Source organism: Thioalkalivibrio sp. ALJ15 (genome assembly GCF_000383695.1).
In the GTDB taxonomy this organism is placed as follows: domain Bacteria; phylum Pseudomonadota; class Gammaproteobacteria; order Ectothiorhodospirales; family Ectothiorhodospiraceae; genus Thioalkalivibrio.
Window position 1 is genome coordinate 157,532 of the sequence record NZ_KB912056.1, and the last position, 25,456, is coordinate 182,987.

At 67.1% G+C, this 25,456-nt stretch carries 17 protein-coding genes and 1 tRNA gene; 12 read left to right on the forward strand and 6 right to left on the reverse strand.

The window, feature by feature from the left end:
- Nucleotides 1-18: 18 nt before the first annotated feature.
- The 7 genes from aroB to G015_RS0100815 all read left to right on the forward strand — a co-directional run bounded on the left by aroB (nucleotide 19) and on the right by G015_RS0100815 (nucleotide 13,315).
- A complete protein-coding gene (gene aroB / locus G015_RS0100785; RefSeq protein WP_020146012.1) occupies nucleotides 19-1,143 on the forward strand; it encodes a 3-dehydroquinate synthase in 1,125 nt (374 codons plus the stop codon).
- Entirely contained in the window at nucleotides 1,133-2,323 is a 1,191-nt protein-coding gene (locus G015_RS0100790) for a deoxyguanosinetriphosphate triphosphohydrolase (RefSeq protein WP_020146013.1), read from the forward strand. The genes aroB and G015_RS0100790 overlap by 11 nt, the downstream gene beginning before the upstream one ends.
- An 11-nt stretch (nucleotides 2,324-2,334) precedes the next feature.
- Nucleotides 2,335-4,173 (forward strand): SPOR domain-containing protein, encoded by a 1,839-nt coding sequence (locus tag G015_RS0100795; RefSeq protein ID WP_028490864.1) that lies wholly within the window; start codon nucleotides 2,335-2,337, stop codon nucleotides 4,171-4,173.
- A gap of 161 nt (nucleotides 4,174-4,334) precedes the next feature.
- A complete protein-coding gene (gltB, locus tag G015_RS0100800; protein ID WP_020146014.1) occupies nucleotides 4,335-8,798 on the forward strand; it encodes a glutamate synthase large subunit in 4,464 nt (1,487 codons plus the stop codon).
- Nucleotides 8,799-9,232: 434 nt separating this feature from the next.
- Nucleotides 9,233-11,017 carry a DNA primase gene (dnaG, locus tag G015_RS0100805; RefSeq protein ID WP_020146015.1) on the forward strand — a complete coding sequence of 595 codons (1,785 nt, stop codon included), beginning with the start codon at nucleotides 9,233-9,235 and terminating at the stop codon, nucleotides 11,015-11,017.
- A 215-nt stretch (nucleotides 11,018-11,232) separates the two neighbouring features.
- On the forward strand, nucleotides 11,233-13,143 hold the full coding sequence (gene rpoD / locus G015_RS0100810) for an RNA polymerase sigma factor RpoD (RefSeq protein WP_018139033.1): 1,911 nt from the start codon (nucleotides 11,233-11,235) through the stop codon (nucleotides 13,141-13,143).
- A gap of 95 nt (nucleotides 13,144-13,238) precedes the next feature.
- Nucleotides 13,239-13,315: transfer RNA gene (locus G015_RS0100815), tRNA-Ile, on the forward strand.
- Between the two features lie 304 nt (nucleotides 13,316-13,619).
- Here G015_RS0100815 and G015_RS0100820 read toward each other — a convergent pair.
- Nucleotides 13,620-14,048 (reverse strand): hypothetical protein, encoded by a 429-nt coding sequence (locus G015_RS0100820; protein WP_018175241.1) that lies wholly within the window; start codon nucleotides 14,046-14,048, stop codon nucleotides 13,620-13,622.
- Between the two features lie 80 nt (nucleotides 14,049-14,128).
- On the opposite strand from G015_RS0100820, the gene ddaH reads away from it, so the two are divergent.
- The 5 genes from ddaH to lnt all read left to right on the forward strand — a co-directional run bounded on the left by ddaH (nucleotide 14,129) and on the right by lnt (nucleotide 19,561).
- Complete coding sequence (gene ddaH, locus G015_RS0100825; RefSeq protein ID WP_369773928.1) at nucleotides 14,129-15,112, forward strand: dimethylargininase; 984 nt, start codon at nucleotides 14,129-14,131, stop codon at nucleotides 15,110-15,112.
- A gap of 267 nt (nucleotides 15,113-15,379) precedes the next feature.
- Nucleotides 15,380-16,927: a TolC family protein gene (locus G015_RS0100830; protein ID WP_020146017.1), complete on the forward strand. Its 1,548-nt coding sequence runs from the start codon at nucleotides 15,380-15,382 to the stop codon at nucleotides 16,925-16,927.
- Nucleotides 16,928-17,079: 152 nt separating this feature from the next.
- Nucleotides 17,080-17,487 carry a hypothetical protein gene (locus tag G015_RS0100835; protein ID WP_020146018.1) on the forward strand — a complete coding sequence of 136 codons (408 nt, stop codon included), beginning with the start codon at nucleotides 17,080-17,082 and terminating at the stop codon, nucleotides 17,485-17,487.
- Between the two features lie 47 nt (nucleotides 17,488-17,534).
- Complete coding sequence (locus tag G015_RS0100840) at nucleotides 17,535-17,939, forward strand: hypothetical protein (protein WP_028490865.1); 405 nt, start codon at nucleotides 17,535-17,537, stop codon at nucleotides 17,937-17,939.
- Nucleotides 17,940-18,025: 86 nt separating this feature from the next.
- Nucleotides 18,026-19,561 carry an apolipoprotein N-acyltransferase gene (gene lnt / locus G015_RS0100845; RefSeq protein ID WP_020146020.1) on the forward strand — a complete coding sequence of 512 codons (1,536 nt, stop codon included), beginning with the start codon at nucleotides 18,026-18,028 and terminating at the stop codon, nucleotides 19,559-19,561.
- Here lnt and G015_RS0100850 read toward each other — a convergent pair.
- The 5 genes from G015_RS0100850 to G015_RS0100870 all read right to left on the reverse strand — a co-directional run bounded on the left by G015_RS0100850 (nucleotide 19,539) and on the right by G015_RS0100870 (nucleotide 25,300).
- On the reverse strand, nucleotides 19,539-20,720 hold the full coding sequence (locus tag G015_RS0100850; RefSeq protein ID WP_020146021.1) for an ABC transporter permease: 1,182 nt from the start codon (nucleotides 20,718-20,720) through the stop codon (nucleotides 19,539-19,541). The two genes, lnt and G015_RS0100850, sit on opposite strands and share 23 nt — an antisense overlap.
- Before the next feature lie 8 nt (nucleotides 20,721-20,728).
- The gene (locus tag G015_RS0100855) at nucleotides 20,729-21,415 is read right to left on the reverse strand and encodes an ABC transporter ATP-binding protein (RefSeq protein WP_020146022.1); all 687 of its coding nucleotides are present in this window, start codon (nucleotides 21,413-21,415) and stop codon (nucleotides 20,729-20,731) included.
- Nucleotides 21,412-23,187, reverse strand: coding sequence for an HlyD family efflux transporter periplasmic adaptor subunit (locus G015_RS0100860; protein ID WP_018994545.1), 1,776 nt, complete (start codon nucleotides 23,185-23,187; stop codon nucleotides 21,412-21,414). The genes G015_RS0100855 and G015_RS0100860 overlap by 4 nt, the downstream gene beginning before the upstream one ends.
- Nucleotides 23,184-24,701 (reverse strand): TolC family protein, encoded by a 1,518-nt coding sequence (locus G015_RS0100865; RefSeq protein WP_018994544.1) that lies wholly within the window; start codon nucleotides 24,699-24,701, stop codon nucleotides 23,184-23,186. Before G015_RS0100865 ends, G015_RS0100860 begins: the two co-directional genes overlap by 4 nt.
- A gap of 206 nt (nucleotides 24,702-24,907) precedes the next feature.
- Complete coding sequence (locus G015_RS0100870) at nucleotides 24,908-25,300, reverse strand: hypothetical protein (protein WP_018175232.1); 393 nt, start codon at nucleotides 25,298-25,300, stop codon at nucleotides 24,908-24,910.
- Between the last annotated feature and the right edge of the window lie 156 nt (nucleotides 25,301-25,456).

Sequence of the window (25,456 nt, forward strand, 5' to 3'; positions counted from 1 at the left end):
CAAAGCGGCACGCACGCTATGATGCCCCTGATGAACGCACCCGGCACACAGAACCTGAACGTCGAGCTGGGCGAGCGCAGCTACCCCATCCGGATCGGACCGGGCCAGCTCGCCGCCGCCGACACCCTGCGCCCGGCGCTCGAGGGCCGCCGCGTGGCGGTGGTGACCAACACCACCGTGGGCCCGTTGTACGGCGAGGCTCTGCGCGAAACGCTCGGCCAGTGCGAGATCGCCGGCGAGATCCTCTGGATCGAACTGCCCGATGGCGAGGCCCACAAGACCCTGGCCACAGTGGAATCGATCATCACCCGCCTGCTGGAGGCCCGGCTTGACCGAGGCAGCCGCATCGTCGCGCTGGGCGGGGGCGTGGTGGGCGATATCGCCGGCTTCGCCGCTGCGATCTACCAGCGCGGGATCGACTTCGTGCAGGTGCCGACCACCCTGCTGGCCCAGGTCGACTCCTCGGTGGGCGGCAAGACCGGGGTCAACCACCCGCTGGGCAAGAACATGATCGGCGCCTTCCACCAACCGCGCGCGGTGCTGATCGACACCGACACCCTGAAGACACTGCCCGAGCGCGAGCTGCAGGCCGGGCTCGCCGAGGTCATCAAGTACGGGCTGATCCGCGACGCCGAGTTCTTCGCCTGGCTGGAAGCGCATATCGACGAGCTGCGTGCCCTGGAACCCGAGGCGCTGGCCCGGGCCATTCACCGCTCCTGCGCCTGCAAGGCCGAGATCGTCGCCGCCGACGAACGCGAAGGCGGCATCCGCGCCCTGCTGAACCTGGGCCACACCTTCGGCCACGCAATCGAGGCCGGCATGGGCTACGGCGAATGGCTGCATGGCGAGGCCGTGGGTACGGGCATGGCGATGGCCGCGCGCATGTCGGAACGCATGGGCTGGATGAGCACGGCCGAGCGCGAACGCGCCGAGGCCCTGATCCAGCGCGCCGGCCTGGCCCTGGATCCACCGGACAGCATGAGCGCCGAGCGCTTCCGCGAGCTGATGGCGATCGACAAGAAGGTCGCCAGCGGCCGTCTGCGCCTGGTGCTGCTGCGGGGGATCGGCCAGGCCGAACTCACCGACCAGTTCGACGTGTCGGCGCTGGACGCGACGCTGCACGAGGGCGCCCGTGTCGCCTGAGGCCCTGGCCACCACACCCCGGGTCGACCGGGCCTCCGGGCTCGCGTCGTACGCCGCCGACCCCGCGGCCTCGCGCGGGCGCGCCCACCCGGAAGCGGCGCCACGCCACCGCAGCGATTTCCAGCGCGACCGCGATCGCATCGTGCACTCCAGCGCGTTTCGCCGCCTGGAATACAAGACCCAGGTCTTCATCAGCCACGAGGGCGACCTGTTCCGCAACCGTCTGACCCACTCGCTGGAGGTCGCGCAGATCGGGCGCTCGATCGCGCGTGCCCTGCGCCTGAACGAGGACCTGGTCGAGGCCATCGCCCTGGCGCACGACCTCGGCCACACCCCGTTCGGCCATGCCGGCCAGCATGCCCTGAACGACTGTATGAAGGCGTACGGTGGCTTCGAGCACAACCTGCAGTCGCTACGCATCGTCGACCTGCTGGAGCGCCACTATGCGGAATTCGACGGCCTCAACCTGACCTTCGAGGCACGCGAGGGCATCCTCAAGCACTGCTCGCCACAGCGCGCTCGAGAACTGGGCGCGATCGGGGTGCGATTTCTCGAGAAGCAGCAGCCCTCGCTGGAGGCGCAGCTGGCCAACGTGGCCGACGAGATCGCCTACAACAACCACGATGTCGACGACGGCCTGCGTTCCGGGCTGCTCGACATGGACCAGTTGACCGAGGTCCGCCTGTTCCGCGAGTGCCTGGAGGCGGTTCGCGCACGTTACCCGGACTTGGAGCCACGACGGATTCAGCACGAGACCGTCCGCCGCATGATCGACGCCCTGGTCTCCGACCTGATCGAGAGCAGCCAGGCCGCGATCGATCTCCAGCAGCCCGACACCCCGGACGACGTCCGCCAGGCCGGCCAGCCGCTGATCCGCTTCAGCCCGGAGATGGCCGAACAAGCGCGCGAGCTGAAGGCGTTCCTGCGCGAGAACCTGTACCACCACCATCAGGTCCACGCAGTGATGCACAAGGCCCGCCAGCTGATTCAGGAGCTGTTCGCCGCGTTCGACTCCGAGCCGCGGCTGATGCCCGAGCACTTCCAGCGGCATGCCGAGCAGATCGCCGAGGCCGATCCGCATGCGCCGCAGCGCGCGATTGCCGACTACATCGCGGGCATGACCGACCGCCACGCCATCCGTGAACACCACCGCCTGTTTGATCTGGGCACGCTGACCTGAGACTGAGACCCATGGCGCTCTCCGACCAATGCCTGAAACAGCTCGGCCTGCACACGGCGCCGTTCGACGAGACCCCGGATGAACACTTCATCTACAGCGACCCGTTGCTGGACGGGCTGCTGGAGTCGGCGCGCGCCGCCCTCGATGCCCCGGGCGCCATCGTGATCATGACCGGCGAGAACGGCTCCGGGCGCAGCCTGCAGTTGATGCGCCTGCTGGCCATGCTGCCCGAGCCCTTCGAGCTGATCGCCTTTCGCGCCCGCATCAACACCCAGTTCGAATCGGTGGACAACACCATTCGCAACTACCTGCGCTCGCACAACGCCGATGACCCCGACCGCCCGCTGACCGAGCTACTGGCCGAGCGCGTAGCCGTCGGACGCGACCCGGTGATCGCGATGGACGATGCCCACCTCGTCGGCACCGACATCGTGAACAACCTGATGCGCATGCGCAGCGAGGTGCTCGAGTCCCAGGGCCGCGCCCCGCGCATCGTGCTGGTGGGCTCCGGCGGCCTGCTCCGCCGCCGCCTGTACCTCCCGGACCCCTCCGACGAGGACCAGGTCACGCGCGTCAACCTGCGCGCCTTCAACCTCGAGCAAACGGCCGCCTATCTGCGCCACCGACTGCAAGCGGCGGGCCTCGACGACCCGGAACGCCTGCTCGACCAGGACACGATCCATCATCTGCAGACCACCAGCCAGGGCCTGCCGGGCAACCTGAACCGCGAGGCCAACCAGGTCCTGGAGCGCCACTGCCGCAGCGAACGCCATGCCGCCAGCGCGACCGGCACCACAGCGCCCGGCATCGCGCTGGGTGACGAGGCCGAGCGCGAAGAGGAGCCGTCACCCACGACACCCGAGGCCGCCGGCGTCACCATCGACTCCGACGCCGGCCTCGACCGCGAAACCGACGCCGAGCCCGTGCTTCGTGCCCAGCGCGAAGAGGACGAATTCACTCCGGCCGCCGAGGCCCTCGCGCACTCGGATGCCGATGACGAACCGGACTGGCCGCCGGAGCCCGACCACGAACTCGACGAACCCCCGGAGGAAAAGCGCACCGCGCCCTTCTGGAATCAGCGCTGGTTCGTGCCAGCGGTTGCCGCCACGGTCGCGATCGGTATCGCCGCACCCGTCGCTCTGCAGTTGATGGACGGTGGCGAAACCGAGGCGGAACAGGAGGTCGTCGAACTCCCGCTGCCCGAAACCCGCCCCCCGGCATCCCCCGAGCAGGACGACCTGGTCGCGCCCGACCCGCTGGAGCATGCGGACGACACGCTGACCAGCCCGGGAATCGAACCCCTGCCCGGCCAGGAACGCCCGAGCGGCGATCCGATTGCCGGCATCGAGGCCGAACCCGCCGCTGAACCTGAGCCACAGCCCGAGCCAGAACCCGCTCCGGAGCCCGAACCTGAGCCACAGCCCGAGCCAGAACCCGCTCCGGAGCCCGAACCGGAACCCGAACCAGCACCAGAGCCGGACCCGGAACCGGAACCGGAACCGGAACCGGAGACGACGACCGAGGCCCTGGCCGACGAGGATGGTGACAGCGAGCGCCTGCGCGGCGATCTGGAGTGGCTCGGCAACCAGTCCTCCGATGCGTTCACCATCCAGTTGATTGCGGCTCCGGACATGTCCACTGCCCGTGGCTATGCCGATCGCCACAACCTTGGCGGCATCCGCTACATCCCCACGCGAGTGAACAATCGCGACTTTGTGGTCGTGCTGGCTGGATCGTTTACCAGTCGCGAGGCCGCCGAAGGCGCGGCGTCCGACCTGCCCGAGGCGGTACGCAACGAAGGCCCCTGGATCCGCTCCATCGGCTCCGTACAAGGCGTGGCACGCGAGTAGACTCGCCGCCTCGGCACCCGCCAACCCGCACCTCCCCGTGCCTACTTGACCGGCCCCGGTTTGCCGGGAGAATGACGGTTCGGCTATATTCCTGCGCCTTTTTTCGTGTTCTTTTCCAGCCCGACGGCCCGCCTTTCGCGCGCCGTGACCGGAGTTCACCGATGCGACAGAACCAACTGAACGGCACCCTCTACCGCCCCGAATTCGAGCGCGACAACTGCGGCTTCGGCCTGATTGCGCACATGGACGGCGTAGCCAGCCACTGGGTGGTGGACACCGCGATCAAGGCCCTGGAACGGATGACCCACCGCGGCGCGATCGCCGCGGACGGCAAGACCGGCGACGGTTGCGGGCTGCTGATGAAGACCCCCGAAGCCTTCCTGCGCACCCTGGCCTCGGAGTCGAACATCGAACTGGCCGAGCGCTTCGCCGCCGGTATTGTGTTCATCAACCCGGACAAGATCGCCGAGACACGCGCCGCCGTGGAGGGTGCGATCGAGCACGGCCCGCTGAAGCTTGCCGGCTGGCGCGAGGTCCCGATCAACCCGGAAGACGCCTGTGGCGCCGAGGCCCTGAAGAGCCAGCCGCACATCCTGCAGGTGTTCATCAACGCCCCGGCCGACATGGACGGCGACGCCTTCGAGCGCGCGCTGTTCGTAGTGCGCCGCCGCGCCGAGATCGCAATGGGCGACGACCCGGTGTTCTACGTGCCGAGCCTGTCCGCGCGCGTGGTCTCCTACAAGGGTCTGGTGATGCCGGAGAACCTGCCGGTGTTCTACCGCGACCTGCAGCGCCCGGAGCTGGAGACCGCGATCTGCGTGTTCCACCAGCGCTTCTCCACCAACACCTTCCCGCAGTGGGGCCTGGCGCAGCCGTTCCGCTTCCTCGCCCACAACGGCGAGATCAACACCGTGCAGGGCAACCGCAACTGGGCGGTTGCGCGCCAGCACAAGTTCGCCACCGAGAACCTGCCGGAACTGGCCGAGCTGGAGCCGCTGGTCAACCTGGAAGGCTCCGACTCGCAGAGCCTGGACAACATGCTCGAGGTCCTGCTGGCAGGCGGTATGGATCTGTTCCGCGCGATGCGCCTGCTAGTGCCGCCGGCGTGGCAGAACGTCGCGCACATGGACTCCGACCTGCGCGCCTTTTACGAATACAACTCCATGCACATGGAGCCCTGGGACGGCCCGGCCGGGATCGTGCTGACCGACGGCCGCTACGCCGCCTGCACCCTGGACCGCAACGGCCTGCGCCCGGCGCGCTACGTGATCACGAAGGACCGCCACATCACCCTGGCCTCCGAGATCGGCGTGTACGACTACGCCCCGGAGGACGTGGTCGCCAAGGGCCGCCTGAAGCCCGGGCAGATGCTGGCCGTGGATACCGAGTCCGGCGAGCTGCTGCAGCCCGAGGACGTCGACCGCATCAACCGCACGCGCCAGCCCTACCGCCAGTGGCTGCGCGCCCACGTGAAGCACCTGAAGAGCCAGCTGGACGACAACCAGCTGTTCTCCGGCGAGCCGATGCCGGCCGAGCGCCTGGAGACCTACGAGAAGCTGTTCGACGTGACGTTCGAGGAGCGCGACCAGATCCTGCGCGTGCTGGCCGAGGCCGGCCAGGAGGCCGTGGGTTCGATGGGTGACGACACCCCGTTCGCCGTGCTCTCCAGCCACACCCGCTCGCTGTTCGACTACTTCCGCCAGCAGTTCGCCCAGGTCACCAACCCGGCGATCGACCCGCTGCGCGAGAGCATCGTGATGTCGCTGGAGACCTGCTTCGGCCGCGAGCAGAACCTGTTCGAGGAGACCCCGGACCACGCCCACCGCCTGGTATCCGACTCCCCGGTGCTGTCCGAGGCCAAGTTCCGCGAACTGTGCAACCAGACCGAAGACGCCTTCCGCGTCGAGCGCATGGACCTGAACTACGACGTCCATGCCGGCTCCCTGGAAGACGCCGTGAAGGCCCTGACCGACAACGCGGTGGAGGCCGTGCGCGGCGGTGCCGTGGTGCTGGTGCTATCGGACCGCGGCATCGACCCGGAACGCCGCCCGATCCCGGCCTCGCTGGCCGTGGGCGCGGTGCATCACGCCCTGATCCGCGCCAAGCTGCGCACCGACGCCAACATCGTCGCCGAGACCGCCACCGTGCGCGACCCGCACCACTTCGCGGTCCTGCTGGGCTATGGCGCCACCGCGATCTACCCCTACCTGGCCTACTCCGCGCTGCACGGCATGTGCGAGTCCGGCGAGATCCCGAACGCGGACCCGCTGACCCTGGCGCAGAACTACCGCCGTGGCATCAACAAGGGCCTGTTCAAGATCCTGTCGAAGATGGGCATCTCCACCATCGCCAGTTACCGCGGCGCGCAGCTGTTCGAGATCGTCGGCCTGGCCGACGAGGTCGTGGACACCTGCTTCACCGGCACCACCAGTCGCATCAAGGGCACCCGCTTCGCCGACATCGAGGCGGACCTGGAGACGCTGTCCAAGCGCGCCTGGAACCCGCGCAAGAGCGCCGGCCAGGGCGGCCTGCTGAAGTACGTCCACGGTGGTGAGTACCACGCCTACAACCCGGACGTGATCCAGACCCTGCACCGCGCCGTGCAGTCCGGCGACTACGGCGTATACAAGGAATATGCGGACCTGGTGAATGAACGCCCGGTGACCGTGCTGCGCGACCTGCTCAAGGTCCGCGACGACATCGAGCCGATCGCGCTGGACGAGGTCGAGTCCGAGGCCGAGATCCTGCCGCGCTTCGACTCCGCCGGCATGAGCCTGGGCGCGCTGTCGCCGGAGGCCCACGAGGCCCTGGCCACCGCAATGAACCGCCTGGGCGGGCGCTCCAACTCCGGCGAAGGCGGCGAGGCCGTTTCCCGCTACGGCACCGAGCGCATGTCCAAGATCAAGCAGGTGGCCTCCGGCCGCTTCGGCGTGACCCCGCACTACCTGGTCAACGCCGAGGTGCTGCAGATCAAGGTCGCCCAGGGCGCGAAGCCCGGCGAAGGCGGCCAGCTGCCGGGCCACAAGGTCAACAAGATGATCGCGGAACTGCGCTACTCGAATCCGGGCGTGGCCCTGATCTCACCGCCGCCGCACCACGACATCTACTCCATCGAGGACCTGGCGCAGCTGATCTTCGACCTCAAGCAGGTCAACCCGGATGCGCTGGTCTCGGTGAAGCTGGTCTCCGAGGCCGGTGTCGGCACCATCGCGGCCGGCGTGGCCAAGGCCTACGCCGACCTGATCACCATCTCCGGTTACGACGGCGGCACCGGCGCCAGCCCGCTGACCTCGGTGAAGTACGCCGGCACCCCGTGGGAGCTGGGCCTGACCGAGACCCACGCGACCCTGCGTGGCAACGACCTGCGCGACAAGGTGCGCCTGCAGACCGACGGCGGCCTGAAGACCGGCCTCGACGTGATCAAGGCGGCGATCCTGGGCGCCGAGAGCTTCGGCTTCGGCACTGGCCCCATGGTCGCGCTGGGCTGCAAGTACCTGCGGATCTGCCACCTGAACAACTGCGCAACGGGTGTCGCCACGCAGGACAAGGTGCTGCGCATGAACCACTTCATCGGCCTGCCCGAGATGGTCATGCACTACTTCCAGTTCGTCGCCCGCGAGACCCGCGAGTGGATGGCGAAGCTGGGCGTGCGCAGCCTGACGGATCTGATCGGCCGTACCGATCTGCTGGAGATCCTGCCGGGCGAGACGCCGAAGCAGCAGCACCTGGACCTGAACGGCCTGCTGGCCAGCGGCGACCTCGACGACAAGCCGCGCTTCTGCAAGGAGCCGAAGAACGAGCCGTTCGACAAGGGCGAGCTGGCCGAGAAGATGGTCGCCGAGATGCTCGAGGCCATCGAGAACAAGGCCGGTGGCGAATACCGCTTCGACGTTGCCAACACCGACCGCTCGATCGGCGCGCGCCTGTCCGGCGAGATCGCCAAGCGCCACGGCAACCAGGGCATGTCCGATGCCCCGATCACCGTGCGCATGAAGGGCACGGCCGGGCAGAGCTTCGGCGTCTGGAACGCCGGCGGCCTGCACCTGTACCTGGAAGGCGATGCCAACGACTACGTCGGCAAGGGCATGACCGGCGGCAAGCTGGTGATCCGTCCGCCGGAAGGCTCGGGCTTCGCCAGCCAGGACACCACCATCATGGGCAACACCTGCCTGTATGGCGCAACCGGCGGCAAGCTGTTCGCGGCCGGCCAGTGCGGCGAACGCTTCGGCGTGCGCAACTCCGGCGCGATCGCCGTGGTGGAAGGCATCGGCGACCACGGCTGCGAGTACATGACCGGCGGCGTGATGGTGGTGCTGGGCAACACCGGCATCAACTTCGGCGCGGGCATGACCGGCGGCTTCGCGTTCGTGCTGGACCGGGAGAACGACTTCCCGGACCGCATCAACAACGAGCTGATCGACCTGCACCGCCTCGACACCGAGGACATGGAGGCCCACCGCAACTACCTGGAGGAGCTCATCACGGAATTCGTGCACGAGACCGACAGCGCCTGGGGCCGCGAAATCCTCGAGCAGTTCGACCACTACCAGGGCTCGTTCTGGCTGGTGAAGCCCAAGGCCTCCGAACTCCGGGGCCTGCTGGCCAACCTGCGCCAGGCCGCCTGACCCGCCACCCGGCGGAACGTTCAAACGGGCCCCTCACGGGGCCCGTTTTGTTTGCAGCACCCCAAAACCCGTCATTGCGAGCGCAGCGAAGCAATCGCTTGATGCTGTGTTCTGGTGGCAGTTCCTGGAGATTGCTTCGCTGCGCTCGCAATGACCTGGCAGCACCCGGACACCATCCCGCGACCGGAGGCTGACGGATAGCGATTGCTTCGCCGCCCCCGGCTCCTCGCAATGACGCCGAGGTAAAAAGTAGCGTCATCGCGAGGAGCGAAGCGACGTGGCGATCTCCACGGGCAACCCCGGCGTCCGCCCCGGAGACCACCGGGGCTCGCCGCATCCGCTGCGGCGTCCCGCAATGACGTGTTGCGCCCCGACCCTGGGCTATCATGCGAACCTGACGACGAGCACACCCCCGAGGAATAGCCGGCGACACCATGGCAGGTCTCATCCCACAGGCATTCATCGACGAGCTGCTCGAACGTAGCGATATCGTCGAGGTGATCCAGCGCCGCGTGAGCCTGAAGAAGGCCGGGCGCGAGTTCGCCGCCTGCTGCCCGTTCCACGGCGAGAAGACGCCGTCGTTCTATGTCTCCCCGCAAAAGCAGTTCTACCACTGCTTCGGCTGCGGGGCGCACGGCACGGCCATCAGCTTCCTGATGGAGTACGAGAACCTGAGCTTCCCCGAGGCGGTGGAGCAGCTGGCCGAGCAGGCCGGACTGGAGGTCCCTCGCGAGGCCGGAGCGGACGACAAGCGCGAGGCCCACGCGCCGCTGTATGAGGCCCTGAACGCGGCCGCCGACTACTACGTGCAGCAGCTGCGCCAGACGCCGAAGGCAGTCGAATACCTGAAAAACCGCGGCATCGACGGCACCACCGCCCGCGACTACCAGATCGGCTGGGCCCCGCCCTCGGGCCTGATCGAGGCACTCAAGCCACGCTTCACCCCGCAACAGCTGGTGGAAGCCGGCCTGGCCGCGCGGCGCGACGACGGCGGCATCCGCGAGCGCTTCCGCGCGCGCATCATGTTTCCGATCCGCGACCGGCGCGGGCGCATCACCGGCTTCGGCGGGCGCCTGATCGAGGACGGCGAGCCGAAGTACCTGAACAGCCCGGAGAGCGAGGTCTTCCACAAGGGACAGACCATCTACGGCCTGTTCGAGGCGCGCAAGGCTGGCACCCGGCTGGATGACATCGTGGTGGTCGAGGGCTACATGGACGTGGTCGGGCTGGCGCGCGCCGGCTTTCGCCGCGCGGTGGCCTGCATGGGCACCGCCCTGACCCGCGCCCACCTGGACAGCCTGTTCCGCCAGGTCTCGCGCATCACCCTGTGCTTCGACGGCGACGCCGCCGGGCGCCGCGCGGCCTGGCGCTCGCTGGCCGAGGCCCTGCCCGCGATCCAGGGCCTGCGCGAGGTGCGCGTGCTGTTCCTGCCCGAGGGCGACGACCCCGACAGCCTGGTGCTGCGCGACGGCCTCGCCGGCTGGGAGGAACGCCTCACCGGCGCCCTGCCCCTGTCCGAGACGCTTGTGCGGCTGTTGCGCGAGGAACACCCGACCGAAACCGCCGAGGGCCGCACCCGCTTCGCGCATGCCGCGATGAAACTGGTCTCCACCACCCGTGACCCGCTGTTCCGCGACCAGCTGGTCGAGCGTGTCGCCCAGGAGACCCACCTGAGCCCGGAGCGGCTGGGCGAGCAACTGCGCGAGGCCGAAGACGGGAACGCCCGCGCGACGGGCCCCGTCTCCGCGCCGGCGGACATCCCCGATGCCCCACCCGCCGAGCCGGCGGGCGCGGCGCAGGAGACACCCTCCGCCCTTTGGGGGGCGCTGCTTGCGCGCATCCTGCAGCACCCCGAGCTCGAGTGGTCCCAGTCCGAACTGGCCGACCTCACGGCCTTCCCCGGCACCGCCGCGCAAACGCTAGGCAAGCTGCTGGGAGCCCTGCAAGAGCGTCCCGGCTGTAGCAGCGCCCATCTGCTGGAAAGATTCCGCGACGATCGCCACTTCAACCGCCTGCAGGCCCTGGCCGCCCGGGAACTTGGCGATGGCGACCCGAAGGTGACCCAACAGGTGGCCATGGACTGTGCCCGCCAGCTCCTGCTCCAGCAGGCACGCACGCGGATTCGTGAACTCACTCGCGCAGACGGCGGGCTCACTACGGAACAACGCGAGGAGCTCGCGCGTCTTAGTGCACTACTGCAGAAGAGAAACCCCGGTTAGATTCCCCCGTAGCACGCGGCCCAGAGGCCGTAAGCGATTGAAATTGAAAACTCCGCCCCCAGAGTACTTACCGGGATTTCCGCGACCCGGCAGAGGGTTTGGCGGGAGAATCCCGGCAATATAAGAATCTTCTGCTACAATGTAGGATTGATTTTTCTGCGACCCGGAATGATCCGACCCATTCAGCGACCCAGGCACCTCGGAGTACGACCGTAATGAATCGTGAAGAGCAACAATCCCAGCTCAAGGAACTGATTGCCAAGGGCAAGGAGCAGGGATACCTCACGTATACCGAGGTCAACGACCACCTGCCCGACTCGATCATCGACTCCGACCAGGTCGAAGACATCATTGCGATGATCAACGACATGGGCATCGCGGTGCACGAGCAGGCCCCGGACGCCGACAGCCTGCTGCTGTCCGATGGCTCCGTCTCTGCCGACGAAGACGCCGAGGACGCCGTGGCCGCGCTCGCCTCGGCCGATTCCGATTTCGGTCGCACCACCGACCCTGTGCGCATGTACATGCGCGAGATGGGCACGGTCGAGCTGCTGACCCGAGAAGGCGAGATCCGCATCGCCAAGCGCATCGAAGAGGGCCTGATGCAGGTCCTGTTCGCGCTCGCCCATCACCCGGGCGCGATCGAGCGGCTGATCCACGAGTACGATCAGATTGTCGCGAACAACGGCCGCCTGACCGATCTGGTGGTCTCCTTCATCGACCCGAACGACCACGCCAACGGCGAGGCCGTGGCCCGTGGCCTGGTGACGCCGGAACAGTCGCAGAAGGCCCAGGACGAGCAGAAGGCGGCGGCCGCGGCCGCCGCCGAACAACAGGCCAGCGCCGAGCTGGACGCCATCGTCGACGAGGTGGAGGACGCCGAGGAAGACGACGAGGCCGCCGAACCGGTCGACACCGGCCCCGACCCGGAAGAAGCCCGCGAACGCTTCGAGAAGCTGCGCAAGCTGCACGCCAAGGCCCACAAGGCCTTCGAGAAGGGCAACCGCGAGGCCTACGCCGTCGCGCGCGAGGCCACTGCCAAGTACTTCATGGAGTTCAAGCTGGTCCCGCGCATGGTCGACCAGCTGACCAGCCAGCTGCATGGCAGCATCGACCAGATCCGCCGCCATGAACGCCGCATCATGGAACTGGCCGTAAACCAGGCGCAGATGCCGCGCAAGGCGTTCATCGACAGCTTCCCGAAGAACGAGACCAACCTCGGCTGGATCAAGGAGGCCTGCAAGGCCAAGGGCAAGTACACCACCGCCCTCGCCGAGCACGAGGAAGAGATCGTGCGCCTGCAGAAAAAGCTCGCCGAGACCGAACACGAGGCCAGCCTGAACATCTCCGAGATCAAGGAGATCAATCGCCGCATGTCCATCGGCGAGGCCAAAGCTCGCCGCGCGAAGAAGGAGATGGTCGAGGCCAACCTGCGCCTGGTGATCTCCATCGCCAAAAAGTACACCAATCGCGGCCTTCAGTTCCTCGACCTGATCCAGGAAGGCAACATCGGCCTGATGAAGGCGGTGGACAAGTTCGAATACCGTCGCGGCTACAAGTTCTCGACCTACGCCACCTGGTGGATCCGACAGGCCATCACCCGCTCCATCGCGGACCAGGCCCGGACCATCCGCATCCCGGTGCACATGATCGAGACCATCAACAAGCTCAACCGCGTCTCCCGCCAGATGCTGCAGGAGATGGGCCGCGAGGCCACGCCGGAAGAGCTGGCCGAGCGCATGGAGATGCCCGAGGACAAAATCCGCAAGGTGCTCAAGATCTCCAAGGAACCGATCTCCATGGAGACCCCGATCGGCGACGACGAAGACTCCCACCTGGGCGACTTCATCGAAGACGAGAAGGTCGCCTCGCCGTCGGACTCCGCCGCGCGCGAGAGCCTGTCCGAGGCCACCCGCGAGATCCTGTCCACGCTGACCCCGCGCGAGGCCAAGGTCCTGCGCATGCGCTTCGGCATCGACATGAACACCGACCACACCCTCGAGGAAGTCGGCAAGCAGTTCGACGTCACCCGCGAGCGCATCCGCCAGATCGAGGCCAAGGCCCTGCGCAAGCTGCGCCACCCGACCCGCGCCGAACTGCTGCGCACCTACACCGACGCCGAGTAACACCCGGCCGGCTCCCCGCCGGCCACCCTCTGCGGCGCCATCTCTCCCTTTCCGGGTAGAATGGCGCCGCAGTCGTTTGTACCCTCCCCGATTACGGGCCTGTAGCTCAGTTGGTTAGAGCAGGGGACTCATAATCCCTTGGTCGTCGGTTCGAGTCCGACCGGGCCCACCACTCGCTTGCGCTCCTGTTGGGCGGGTCGGACTATTCCAGTCGCGCGCCTGCCGGCGCACGCCGTTCCGGCCTCGCGAAGACAGGCTTCGCGCCGCTGCGCGGCCGGCCTCCACCCAACCGGGCCCACCACTCGCTTGCGCTCCTGCTGGGCAGGTCGGACTATTCCAGTCGCGCGCCTGCCGGCGCACGCCGTTCCGGCCTCGCGAGGACAGGCTTCGCGCCGCTACGCGGCCGGCTTCTACCCAACCGGGACCGCCACTCGAACCCTTGCTTGCAGCACGGGGGCATTCCGGGGCCGTTGCGCTCAGGCCGCCTCTGCGGTGACGAGGCCGCGCTGCAGGTCAACGGTGATCCGTTGGCCCTCGATGACCGTGGCGCAGGCCAGCAGGAAGATCTCCACGAACTCGTTGCGCTCTTCCTCCGGCATCTCCGAGGAGGTGTTGGAGGCATTGAAGGTGCCGAACATGGTGTCGTGGGCGCCGGCCGAGTACAGGATCAGGCGCTGCATGGCGGCCTGGTCGTCCGGCGATGGGGCCGCGGTATCCAGGACCGGCTCGCCGAGCTTCTGCTTGATGGTGGAATAGAGATGAAACAGGTATTCCGCCGCGCTCTCTCGGCCCCGCCGATCCTGCAGGGTGAAGTTAGCCGAAACCGCCTCGCCACTGCGAGCACGCAGGAGGATGTGCTTCGGCTCGGGCTGATCGTCGGCGTACGGGTTCAGGATGTTGACCACGATGTCTCCAGCGGGGTTAGGCAGATGGCGGGCCAGAGTACGAGACCGCCTGCGAGATTTCCATGACGCCCCCGCCAGCTATGCAGCTATCCACTGTGGGGGATGCGCAGCCATGCTGGGCCGGCCTCTACCCAACCCTGCGCGCCCGCTCACGCACCTCGACGAAGGGACTTGAAGGGACGCACCCTTGCTGGCACGTTTCAAGTCAAAAGCGTGTTCGTACCGATCCCGGTCACCAGTGGAGCACCACGATGGCGAAATCCGTTTTGATGTGCCGACCGGAACACTTCGCCATCCACTATGAGATCAACCCCTGGATGGACCTTGAGTGCCCCGTGTGCCCGGACGCAGCGGCCCGGCAGTGGGAGGCGCTTTATCAGCTCTATACGCAGACCCTTGGCTGGGAGGTCCATCTGATTCCGCCCGTCGAGGGGTTTCCGGATATGGTCTTCACGGCTAACGGCGCGCTTGTCGTGGGTGACAAGGTGGCGCTGCCAACATTTAGGCATCCAGAGCGCCAGGGCGAGACCTGGTGGTTCGAAAGCTGGCTGCGCGAGCAGGGGTTCACGGTGCTCTACCAGCCCCGCCACGATTTCGAGGGCGAAGGCGACGCGCTGATCTGGAACGACACGCTCTTTGCCGGCTATCCCTGGCGCAGCGACCAGGCGGCGCATGCCGAGCTCGCGTCATTTCTGGATCTGGAAGTGGTCAGCCTCCAGCTAACCGATGCCCGCTTCTACCACCTCGACACGGCTTTCACGGTGGTCGATCACCAAACCGTTGCGCTCTATCCGCCCGCCTTTACCCACGAGAGCCTGGAGGCGGTACGGCATCGGGTGCCCAATGTGATCGAGGCGAACGAGGCCGATGCGCTGGCCTACGGCCTCAATGCGGTCAGCGATGGCGAGCGAATCGTCCTCAGCGACCGGGCCACGGGACTCGCCGAACGCTACCGGCAGCACGGCATGGAGGTGCACCTGGTGGCGATCGACGAATTTCAGAAATCCGGTGGCGGCATGAAGTGCCTGACGCTGGACCTGAAAGGAAGGCTGCAAGGCCGATAATCAAGACTCTCGCCCCTTGCCCTGGCTGTTCGAGCAGACACCGTCGCGACAGGCGGGCGACTGTCGATGGCGCCGAAGTGGCCGACCCGCGCCGATTCGGACGGTTTGCGGCGGCTTTCCCTTGGATACCCATCATGGCGCAACCTGCCCTGCCTTTACGGGGTTGCGGCAAGGTTGGGATACTGCCGGTATGTGATGGCGCGCACGGTTTGCGGGCGGTCGCCGGAAACTCACCTGCCGACCGAGAGAGCGACCTCCGCCGCCTCCATGCGCCTGCTCAAGCACCCTGTATTCTTCGGCTGCCTGCTTTTCCTGGCTACGGCCGCCGGGGCGAGCAGCCTGCCTGCGGAATCCGGCAACGGCGTCGCGGGGCCCGCCCCCATAGTCGGCTCCGGCGATCAGTCGGCGGACGGGCCACTGAGGCTCACGCTGCGCGATGCACTGCAACTGGCCATCGCTCGCAATGCGTCGCTGCGCAGCGCGTATCTAGGCCGCGTGCTCGATCGGGCCAACCTGGATCTGGCCGAACGCACGTTCCAGCCCCGCAGCTCGGTATCGCTCGAGGCGCGGGAAGACCGCTCGGCCGGCTTGAACGGCACACGCACGCGGACCGCCAGCGTGGCTCCGGGAGCCAGCATGGCGCTCCCAACAGGTGCACAGGCCAGCCTGAACTGGCGCGTGGAGCGAGTGCTGCAATCCAGCGCGCCCGATGGGACGGAGGACAGCACGTCCGAGGTCACGCTGGACATCAGGCAACCGCTACTGCGCGGCGGCGGGCTGGAGATTGGGCGGGCCCCCGTCGAGCGGGCACACCTGAATGAAGAACGGAACGTGCTGGTCCTGGAGTCGCAGGTCACCAGCACCCTCGCCCAGGTGATCCAGTCCTATCGCACGCTGATTCTGGAGAACCAGCGAGTGGAGCTAGCCGAACTGGCCCTGGAGCGCAGTCGCCAGAACCTCGAAACCCGCAGCGAACTGGTGGACCGCGGTCGGCTTTCCGCGGCCGACCTGGCGCCCGCGCGCGAGAGCCTGGCGCGCCAGGAACTGCAACGCGAGCAGACCCTTGAGCGCCGAGACCAGGCCGAGCTGGAACTGGTACGCCTGATCGGACTGGAACCGGGGACGACGGTCGAGCCGGAAGACACCATCGACATCCGCTCCGTACAGGCGCTCCATTCTGACGCACCCAGCCTGGACCAGGCGCTGGATATAGCCATGGAGCAGCGCCCGGAGCTGCGCCAGTCGCTGGTCACCCAGCAACTGGCCGCGCTCGATCGAACGCTGGCCGAGGATGCCAACCGCTGGCAACTGGACCTGTCCGCCTCGGTCGAGGTCAGGGGCGATGCCCCTTCCACCACGCGCGCGATCGAGCAGGGCTTCGAGGAATCGCCCGGCCATACGGTAGGCCTGCAACTCAGCATCCCCTGGGGCGACCGCCCCGCTCGCCAGCAGCGCCTGGGTACGGCGCGTGTAGAGCAGCGCCAGGCGCGCCTGAGCACTGAAGAGCTGCGAACCTCCATCCGCATCGAGGTGCAGCGCAACCTGAACGCCCTCGAGAGTCGCTGGGATCAGTTGCGCCTGGCGGAGCAATCGCTGGAGCTTGCGCGCCAGTCCGTGGCCGTCGAACAGGAAAAACTCGGCGTGGGGCGATCCTCGGGATTCGAGGTGGAAAGCGTAGAGCGCGATCTTCGCGAAGCGGAACAATCCCTGCTGGATGCCGCCATCAACTACCAGAATGCCCGAACCGATCTCGATCGCGTCATGGGTGTCGTGCTCGAGCGCTGGGAACTGGCGATCCCTCAGCCGACGAGCTGACTCGGTCTCCCACATCTCCCCCGAACACCCCGTGTACAGCAATCCCCGGGGCGCTCCACCTCACGCCGAACTAACCATTCCCGCGGGGATTACAACCTTGCTGTGCTAGGTTGAGCCACTCCAATCGACAGTCCGCACGGAGGCCACCCCGCATGATTGATCAGCCGCTTCGACGCGCCGCGCTAATGGCAGGCGTTGTAACCGCCCTCACGGGCATCTCGGGCTCGGCCATGGCCTCAGGCGTATCCAGTGCGAGCGTGGGCGACACGCTCCGCGCCGGGGACTCTGTAAGGGTCGAGGCCGCGATCGGCTCCACGGGTTGCATGGGCCTGCGCGGGCTGTCCGACAGCGAGGTCCAGGGATACCAGTTGGTCGTCTCCTACAGGGGAGGGGACCCGATCACCAAGCAACGGGGACGCGAGAGCTGGAGGGAAGGAGAAACCAAGCGCTTCGACTTTCGCACCTCCGAGATCCGTGTGCTGTCCGGCGCCGTAGAGATCACCGAGATCAGTAATACCGGTGGCGGCTGCCCCGACCGGCTTGGACTGCGCGTCAGCTGACCGCGGCCGCGCAAAACAAAACCGAACCCACCGAAACAGGATCCGGAATGCCAAAGATCACCCAAGCTCTTGTCGCCATGGCCCTGCTCTCGATCGCCGCTACCTCGCCCGCAGCCGCCTCGGGGGGCGGAAGCTCGGCCAACGAAGGCGATGTCCTGCGCAGCGGCGATCGCGTGCAACTGGCTACGCAAAGCTTCGCGACCGGGTGCATCGGCTTTCGCGGGCTCGAGTCCAGCGAGCTGCAGGGATACGCATCCGTAATGGACGATGACTACCCCCACCGGGAACGGATGACGCTGGAGGCCCGTGACCGGGAAAGCTGGCGTTCCGGCGAGACCAAGCGGCTCGACTTTTCCCACCGTTCGGAGGTTCACGTGGTCTCCGGAGAGGTCGAGATCACCGAAATTCGCTATAGCGGTGGCGGCTGCCCGAACCGCCTCGGCATACGCTGACCCGCTCGACCTCCCCGACCGGGGAAGCCGCCCGCGCGGCGGCCCTATCCCCGCCGACTGCCCTGTTTGCGCTCGCCCGCGGTGCGTTGCTGGCGGGCTCCGCGATCCTCTTTCACCTGAGTTTTGCCGAAGGGCCGCTCCCCGGGGTCTTCACTCTGTTCTCCATAAGCCTGCTGGGGCTCGCGCTGCAGGGGCTTAGGCCGGGGGCGGCCGCCGCGGCCGGGCTGCTCGCCGGCCTGGGCTACTGGTTGCCATCGGTGGGATGGGTGGTACCGGGCATGGAGGCATGGCTGGACCTTCCGTGGGCAGTGGGCGGTCTGACCGTGCTCGGGATTGCGCTGTTCCAGGCGCTCCCGTATGCCGCGTTCGCCGCGACGGCCTCGCTCCTGGCGCTGCGCCTGGAGCGACCCGCGCAGGCCCTGCTTGCGGCGGGTCTGCTGACCGTCATCCTGTCGTTTTCGCCGCAGATCCTTCCCGGTCATTTCGGCTATGCCCTGCTCGCCCATCCACGCCTCGCTCAAGTGGTCGATGTCGGCGGCATCCCGCTCCTGCTGTTTTTTGCGGCTGCGCTCGGCTTTCTCGCCGCCGGCATCCTGACCGGGCTGCACCGTCGTACGCTCGCGCCGGCTGCACCGCTGCTGCTGGTACTACTGCTCGCCGCCCTGCTCGCATACGGAAGCTTTCGCCTGGACGCGCTGGACCAGGCCGCGCCGGAGCACAGCTCGCGCCTGGGACTGGTGCAGCCCAATATCCCGGTCCATGCGCGTCGCGACGACATGCCAGCGGCCGACCGCGACAACGACATCGAGACCGCGATCGAGATGACTCGACGGCTGCATGCGTCCGACCCCGACCTGGATCTGGTGATCTGGCCCGAGGCCGCGATCACGATGCAGGCGGCGCCGGAATCCTGGGGTCATCGCGCGCTCGCCGATCTCGCCGACGAGATCGGGGTGCCCATACTGGTCAACGGGACCGAGCAGCGCCGCGACGGGGATCATGTCGTCCACAATGTCGCCCTGCTGTTCGAGCCCGACTCTGGCCTGTCCGGGACCTACCGCAAGCGCAAGCTTGTGCCATTCGGGGAATACCTGCCTTTTGAAAAGCAGCTCCCCTGGCTGCGCACGCAGCTCCCGCAGGCCTCGCGCTTCAGCCCGGGATCGATGGCGGCGCCGCTGACTGGCCCCGATGGCATACCCCTCGCTCCGGCGATCTGTTTCGAGAGCCTGTTCGCTGACTTGGTGCGGGAAAATCTGGCCGGGCAGGCCGGCCTGATCGTGAACATCAGCAATCACGCCTGGTTCGGCTCCCCACGGACAGCCGATGCCCACCGGGCCATCGCCCGTGCACGCAGCCTGGAAAACCGCAGCCCGTTGATCATGCTGCACAACACCGGGGGTGGTGCCGCGTTCGATGCCGCCGGCCGGGTCGTACCCGGAAGCGAGACCCCGCATTGGGAAAGCACGACCCGAAGCATCGATGTACACACCGTAGCGGACCGGCCGTTCTATCAGCGCCATGGCGATCGTGTCCTGCAGGGCCTGGCCGTGCTGGTGATGCTGGCCGGGCTCTACCGGGGATGGCGGCGGTTTGCGCGGCCTACTCGCTGCGCAACGCGATGATCGGATCCAGCCGCGAGGCCTGCAACGCGGGGTAGTAGCCGAAGGCCACCCCGGTCAGGGTCGACACGGAGACGCCCAGCGCGACCGCCACGGGTGCCGCCACAAAGGCATTGCCGGTGAAGTGTGCGAAGCCGTATGCCACGCCGGTGCCCAGCACGGCGCCGAGCAAGCCGCCCAGCAGGCACAGCAGCACGGCCTCGACCAGAAACTGCCGTCGGATGTCGGCATTGCGTGCCCCGATGGCCAGACGGATTCCGATCTCGCGACGGCGCTCGGTCACCGATACCAGCATGATGTTCATGATGCCCACCCCTCCGACGATCAGGGCGATGCTGCCGATCGCACCGAGCATGACGGTAAACATGCGGCTTTGCGCCTCCATGTTCTCCAGCAGTTGCTCGGCGCTGTTGACCTCGACCCGCAAGCCCGGGACACGATCGGAAAACCAGTCGATGATCTGCTGCCCCAGGGCGCTGTGATCGACCTCGTTGTGCACCCGTGCAAGGATGCCGTCCAGGTCCCCGTCCGGCTCGAATCGCTGCAGGGCCTCCAGCGGCAGAAACACCGTGCTGTTCGGTGACACGGGGCTGACACCCCCGCCCCGCGGGTAGGGTTCGAGGATCCCCGCGACGGTCACATAGTACGCCCCGATACGGACCCGCTCGCCCACCTCCAGCGGACTCCCGGCCTCGCGCGCATAGCGCTGCGCCACCTCGGCGCCGAACACCCCCTGCAGGCTGACGCCATCGATATCCGAGATCCAGCGCCCCTGGGCGAGGCGCACCCGCAGCAGGTCGCGCAGCGATTCGGTCGCGCCCGTCAGGCGCAGGTTGTGATTGCCCGCGCCCATTTGCAGCTGGGCGCTACCGGTACTGAACGGCGCCACGCGCTGCAGGCCATCGGTCTCGCGCCCCAGATCAAACGCCAGCTCCGGAGTCAGCGATACCGCTTGGCCATCCTCTTCGCGCTGAAAGCGCTCGCGGATATTGACCACATTCGTGCCCATGGCACGAAACTGCTCCAGCATCGCGTTCTGCATGATCGTGCCGACATTCAGCATCGCGATCACCGAGGCCGTGCCGATCACGATCCCCAGCAGGGCCAGCAGCGATCGCTGCTTGGTCGCGGCGATGTTGCGCAGGGCCTCGCCCAGCAGCACACGGGGCCTCATGCGCCATCCTCGTCGACCACCCCGTCGCGGATGACCAACTGACGCCGGCACTGCCGCGCGACATCAGTATCGTGAGTGATGATGATCAGCGTGACACCCTCGGAATTCAGCTCGAGGAACAGATCCATGATCTCCTGCCCCACGCGGGAATCCAGCGCCCCGGTCGGTTCGTCGGCCAGCACCACCGAGGGGCTGCCCACCAGGGCGCGTGCAATCGCCACGCGTTGACGCTGACCGCCGGAGAGCTCGTTCGGCCGGTGATCGCCGCGATCCCCCATGCCGACCCGCTCGAGAATGGCGCGAGCACGACGCCGCATCTCGCGCTTGCCGACATCCTGATACATCAGCGGCAGGCCGACGTTGTCGACCGCAGTCAGGCGTGGCAACAGGTGAAAGGTCTGGAACACGAAGCCGATCTGGTGATTGCGATAGCGGGCGAGGTCGTCGGCGCTCATCCGGGAGACATCGTGGCCGTCGAATTGGTAGTCACCAGCCGACGGGCGCTCCAGCAGCCCGGCAATGTGCATCAACGTGGACTTGCCGGAACCGGACCCGCCCATCAGCGACACCAACTCGCCACGCTGGATGTCCAGATCGACCCCGCGCAGGACGTGAACGTCGGATGGCCCGACGCGGTAGCGACGGTGTACATCCCGCATCTGCACCAGGGGCTGAGCGCTCACGACCCACCACCGGGCGGCGCGATCAACCGATCCCCGGCCTCCAGCCCTGCACTGACCTGTACGCCGTCAAACCGCGAATTTCCCAGCTCGACCGCGATCCGTTCCGGCTCGCCATCGTCGCGCTGGCGCCATACCCAGTACTCGTCGCCGTCGCGCTCGACAAAGGCGTGCGGGATGACAACCGCATCGGGTTCCTCCTGGGTGACCACATCCACCGAGGCCGACATCCCGACGCGAATCCGCTCCAGCGCCTCGGCGTCCAGATCGTCGATGCGGGTGATCAGGCGAAACACCGGCAAGCCACGCCCGCTCGACTCCTGTGCCTGCGAGGAGACATACGACACTCGGGCCGGAAACTCCTCGCCGCCCCCGCGTGCAATCCGCACACGAGCGGACTGACCAACGCGCACGTCGTGGATATCCAGCTCGTCCACACTGCCCTCGATCTCCATCGACGACAGGTCGCCCACCGCCAGCAGGGCCTCGCCGCTGTTCACCCGCGACCCGGACTCGACCCGACGATCGCCGTCCTGTTCGTCGTCGATCGGGGCCAGCACGATACCGTCCACCGGCGCGATGACCCGCTTGCCCTCCATCTGAGCACGCACCTGCTCGTATTCAGCACGCGCGTTCTCGGCCTCGGCGCGCGCGCGCTCGAGCTGACGCGTACCGCCGCGGCGCTGGGTCTCGGCCATGTCCTCGCGCGCCGCTTCGACGCGCACTTCGGCTTCCTGCACTCGGTCCTCGGCCGCGCGCAGCTCGCGCTCCGGCACGATGCCACGCTCGAACAGATGCTCGACGTCATCCAGCTCGCGGCGGTCATTGTTGAGCGAGCGCTCCGCCTGGCGCAGGCTGCGCCGGGCCGAAGCCATGTCCCGGCTCTGCTCCCAGTCTTCCAGCGATTCCACCTCGGCCTCGGCATCCGCCAGATCGCTGCGAGCGCGGCGGTAACGAATGCGGACCTCGGTGGGGTCCAGCTCCAGCAGTACGTCGCCTTCGGATACGCGTTCGCCATACTCGACGTGGCGCGACAGCACGGTGGATTCGAACGGGGCGACCAAGGTAATCACATCGCCCGGCCGGAAGCGCCCCGAAAAGCCCGTCGTCGATTCAAGCGAACGCGCCTGCACCTCGAACACACCCGGATCCACAACATCCGGCGCAGCGCGCGAAGCCGTGGTCTCGCCAAAGTCCGGTAGTGAGAGGCTGGGCATGGCCCAGTACGCGGCCAGGGCAAACACGCCGATCACGGCGACGGTGGCGGCCAAACGCAGACGGTGAGTGCGTCGAAAGACATGCTGCAGGGCTTCGTTGCTGGACTCGACCTGCACATAGGCATCCTGCAACTCCCGGTGCTTGCCGCGCAGCTCCTCGGCCAGTGCGTGCTCGCTGCGCCGGGCGGCCTCGAGATCGGTGACATCCGTGAACACGGCCAGGACCGCCCGCTCCCCGCCGGCCGCCCCCTCGTCGAGGTAGGACGTGGTCAGCTTGAGGGAACGGGTCTCGCCGCCCAGTTCAACCGCCACCACACGATCGGGCACCATCTCGCCGGAGTAGATGGCCTCCAGCAATACATCGACGAACTCGCCATAGCCGGATTCGCCAAGGAAGACCTCGGCCAGACTGCGCCCCAGGGTGGACTCCGGCGACAACGAGAGGATGCGGGCCGCAGCCGGATTGAGCGTTCGAATCATCCCGGCGGCGTCCACGACCAGGACGCCATCGGCCATCGCATCGAGGATGTGCTGACTGACCGGTTCCTGTTGACTCATGGCATGACTCCGGCTTCGGGGAGTGCCAGGCCCCAGGTGTCCAGCGTGGTGCCCAGCACACGATCCAGCACACTCTGGGCATTCAAATACGCCACAACCGCATTGAGCAACGACTGCTCCGCCTCCCGCAGGCTGCGTTCGGTGGCATTGACCTGAAACGAGGTGCTGCGCCCCACCGACAGCTTTTCGCGCTCGATCTCGAGGCTCTCGCGGGCCAGCTCCAGCGATTGCCGGGCAAAGCCGATCTGGCGCCAGCGGCTATCAAGGTCGTTGAGCGCGCGCTCAACCTCCAGACGCAGTTCGGTCTCGCGTTCGGCAAACTGGATATGCGCCTGCTGCAGGCGGATCTCCGATTCCAGCAAGCGCACCGGCCGCTCCGGATCGAACAGCGGGACCTCCATCTGCAGCCCGGCGCTGTAGCCGGGACGCTCGTCCAAGGTGGCCTCAAGAGCGCTGCGCGCGGAATCCCCCTCGCCACCGGCACCAAGACTGGCGACCAGGTCCAGCCGCCAGAGATGATTGTTCTGCGCCAGCATGCGGTTGACGTCCTCGATGGCGCGCCCGAGGCGCAGGCGCAGGTAGTCAGGGCGATTCTGCAGTGCGATATCCAGCGCTTCATCGACCGCCGGGGCGTCCACGCGCAGGGTATCCAGCTCATCGAGGTCGATGGTGTCCAGGAGCCGCAGCCGCGTGTCGCGCCCGAGGTTCAGCAGACGCAGCAGCTCCAGCTCGGCCTGTTCCAGAGTCTCCTCGGACTGGCTCACATTGAAACGCTGATTGGCCAGACTGGCCTCGGTCTGTACCAGTTCATTGCGCGCCATGCGCCCGCGCTCCACCATCGCCCGATTGCGTTCCAGCTGATCCTCGGTGCGCTCCAGTGACAAACGGGCGATCTCCAGGCGCCGCTGCTCCTGCAGCAGCGAACGGTACGCGTTGATCACGCTCTCGATCACCGTGACAACCTGTTCTTCAAGGCTCAACGCACTGATCGCTTCCTGGATACGCGCAATCTCGAGTGGCGCACGCCCAACCGCCAGCCCGCCTCCGCGCAGCAGCGGCTGCGAGAGATCCAGCGACAGGTTGGAGACTCGCGAGCTGGCTGCGGCCAGCCCGGTCTCGCCATGCGACTGGGCCAGGTTCCAGCTAAAGCCGATCCGGCCGCCGGTCGGCAGTTCCGCCTCCAGGGTGGGTGACAGGGTCGAGCTTCGCTGCGTCTCGGCATCGTCGCCGGGCGATCGGCTCTGCTGCGCCGACAGGTCAATCGTGCCCTGCGGCCGGAACTGCGCCTCCGCCACGGCCAGGTTGAGCTGATCCACGACCCGGTCGAGATAGGCGCTTTGCAGCTGCGTATTCCGGCGCAGAGACAACGCCACGGCCTCCGCAAGCCCAAGCTCGATGGTGCTGCCCGCGAGCGGGGCCGGGGCATATTCCATCGCCTGTTGTTCGAAGGCATCGGTGCCCGCTACGGCCTCGACAGCCGGGCCCAACAACAGCAAAGGGCTGAGCAGGAACAAGCCCCGCACAGCCCACCGAACGACCCATTCGATCCCTGTCCCGTTTTCAGTCACTCAAAAGATCATGGCGCTAATAGAGGCATTGATTGACGCGCTTCCCGACGGCCGGTGGCCACAAACACCGGCCCTGGCCTGCCGGCAAACGCCACGCAGCTGAATCGGACAGGAGGGCGCCGGCGCGCCACAGATGGAGAGATCGATGCGGATCAGGGCCAGTAGCAGGGCTCGCCGCACTCGATCTCGTGTTCCACCCCGTCGTCACCGTCGAAATAGGTGATCGTGATGTCGTTCGACAGGTAATCGCGGTTGGGAAAACGGGACTGAAAGCGCACCACATTGGGTGACTCGCCATCCAGGTTGTACACGTATTCGTGATACCAGCCGTCCCATTTCAGATCCGTTCGCGCCCCCGGGGCGAGATTAAAGGAACGCTCGGTGTAGCTGGAGAGTTCCAGCACCGAGCCCTGGATCGACTCGCTGGAGCGATTGTCGACCTCAACCACCGAGGAATCGGCCGCGGCGATCGCGCCGACGCCCAACATCGCCGCACCCACGGCAACCGCCGCACCCCACTTCGCCTTCCGCCCCACATTATTCATGCGCTGTCCTCGTTGCCTGAAATGTGCCCCCACGAACCGAGACTGGGCGACCAGGACCGTTGCACCCCTGCCGCCGCGTCTGCACCCGAATCGGGGATCCCGGACCCTGTGTATCACCCGGCCGTGGGTGGGCGCAAAACGCGGCATCACGACGGG

Bases quoted from the DNA above. Each gene is read 5' to 3' on its own strand.
- G015_RS0100835 (WP_020146018.1), top strand. From the start codon at position 17,080: ATGATTGATCAGCCGCTTCGACGCGCCGCGCTAATGGCAGGCGTTGTA.
- G015_RS0100830 (WP_020146017.1), top strand. From the start codon at position 15,380: ATGCGCCTGCTCAAGCACCCTGTATTCTTCGGCTGCCTGCTTTTCCTG.
- G015_RS0100795 (WP_028490864.1), top strand. From the start codon at position 2,335: ATGGCGCTCTCCGACCAATGCCTGAAACAGCTCGGCCTGCACACGGCG.
- aroB (WP_020146012.1), top strand. From the start codon at position 19: ATGATGCCCCTGATGAACGCACCCGGCACACAGAACCTGAACGTCGAG.
- dnaG (WP_020146015.1), top strand. From the start codon at position 9,233: ATGGCAGGTCTCATCCCACAGGCATTCATCGACGAGCTGCTCGAACGT.
- gltB (WP_020146014.1), top strand. From the start codon at position 4,335: ATGCGACAGAACCAACTGAACGGCACCCTCTACCGCCCCGAATTCGAG.
- G015_RS0100870 (WP_018175232.1), bottom strand. From the start codon at position 25,300: ATGAATAATGTGGGGCGGAAGGCGAAGTGGGGTGCGGCGGTTGCCGTG.
- rpoD (WP_018139033.1), top strand. From the start codon at position 11,233: ATGAATCGTGAAGAGCAACAATCCCAGCTCAAGGAACTGATTGCCAAG.
- G015_RS0100860 (WP_018994545.1), bottom strand. From the start codon at position 23,187: ATGAGTCAACAGGAACCGGTCAGTCAGCACATCCTCGATGCGATGGCC.
- ddaH (WP_369773928.1), top strand. From the start codon at position 14,129: ATGCAGCTATCCACTGTGGGGGATGCGCAGCCATGCTGGGCCGGCCTC.
- G015_RS0100840 (WP_028490865.1), top strand. From the start codon at position 17,535: ATGCCAAAGATCACCCAAGCTCTTGTCGCCATGGCCCTGCTCTCGATC.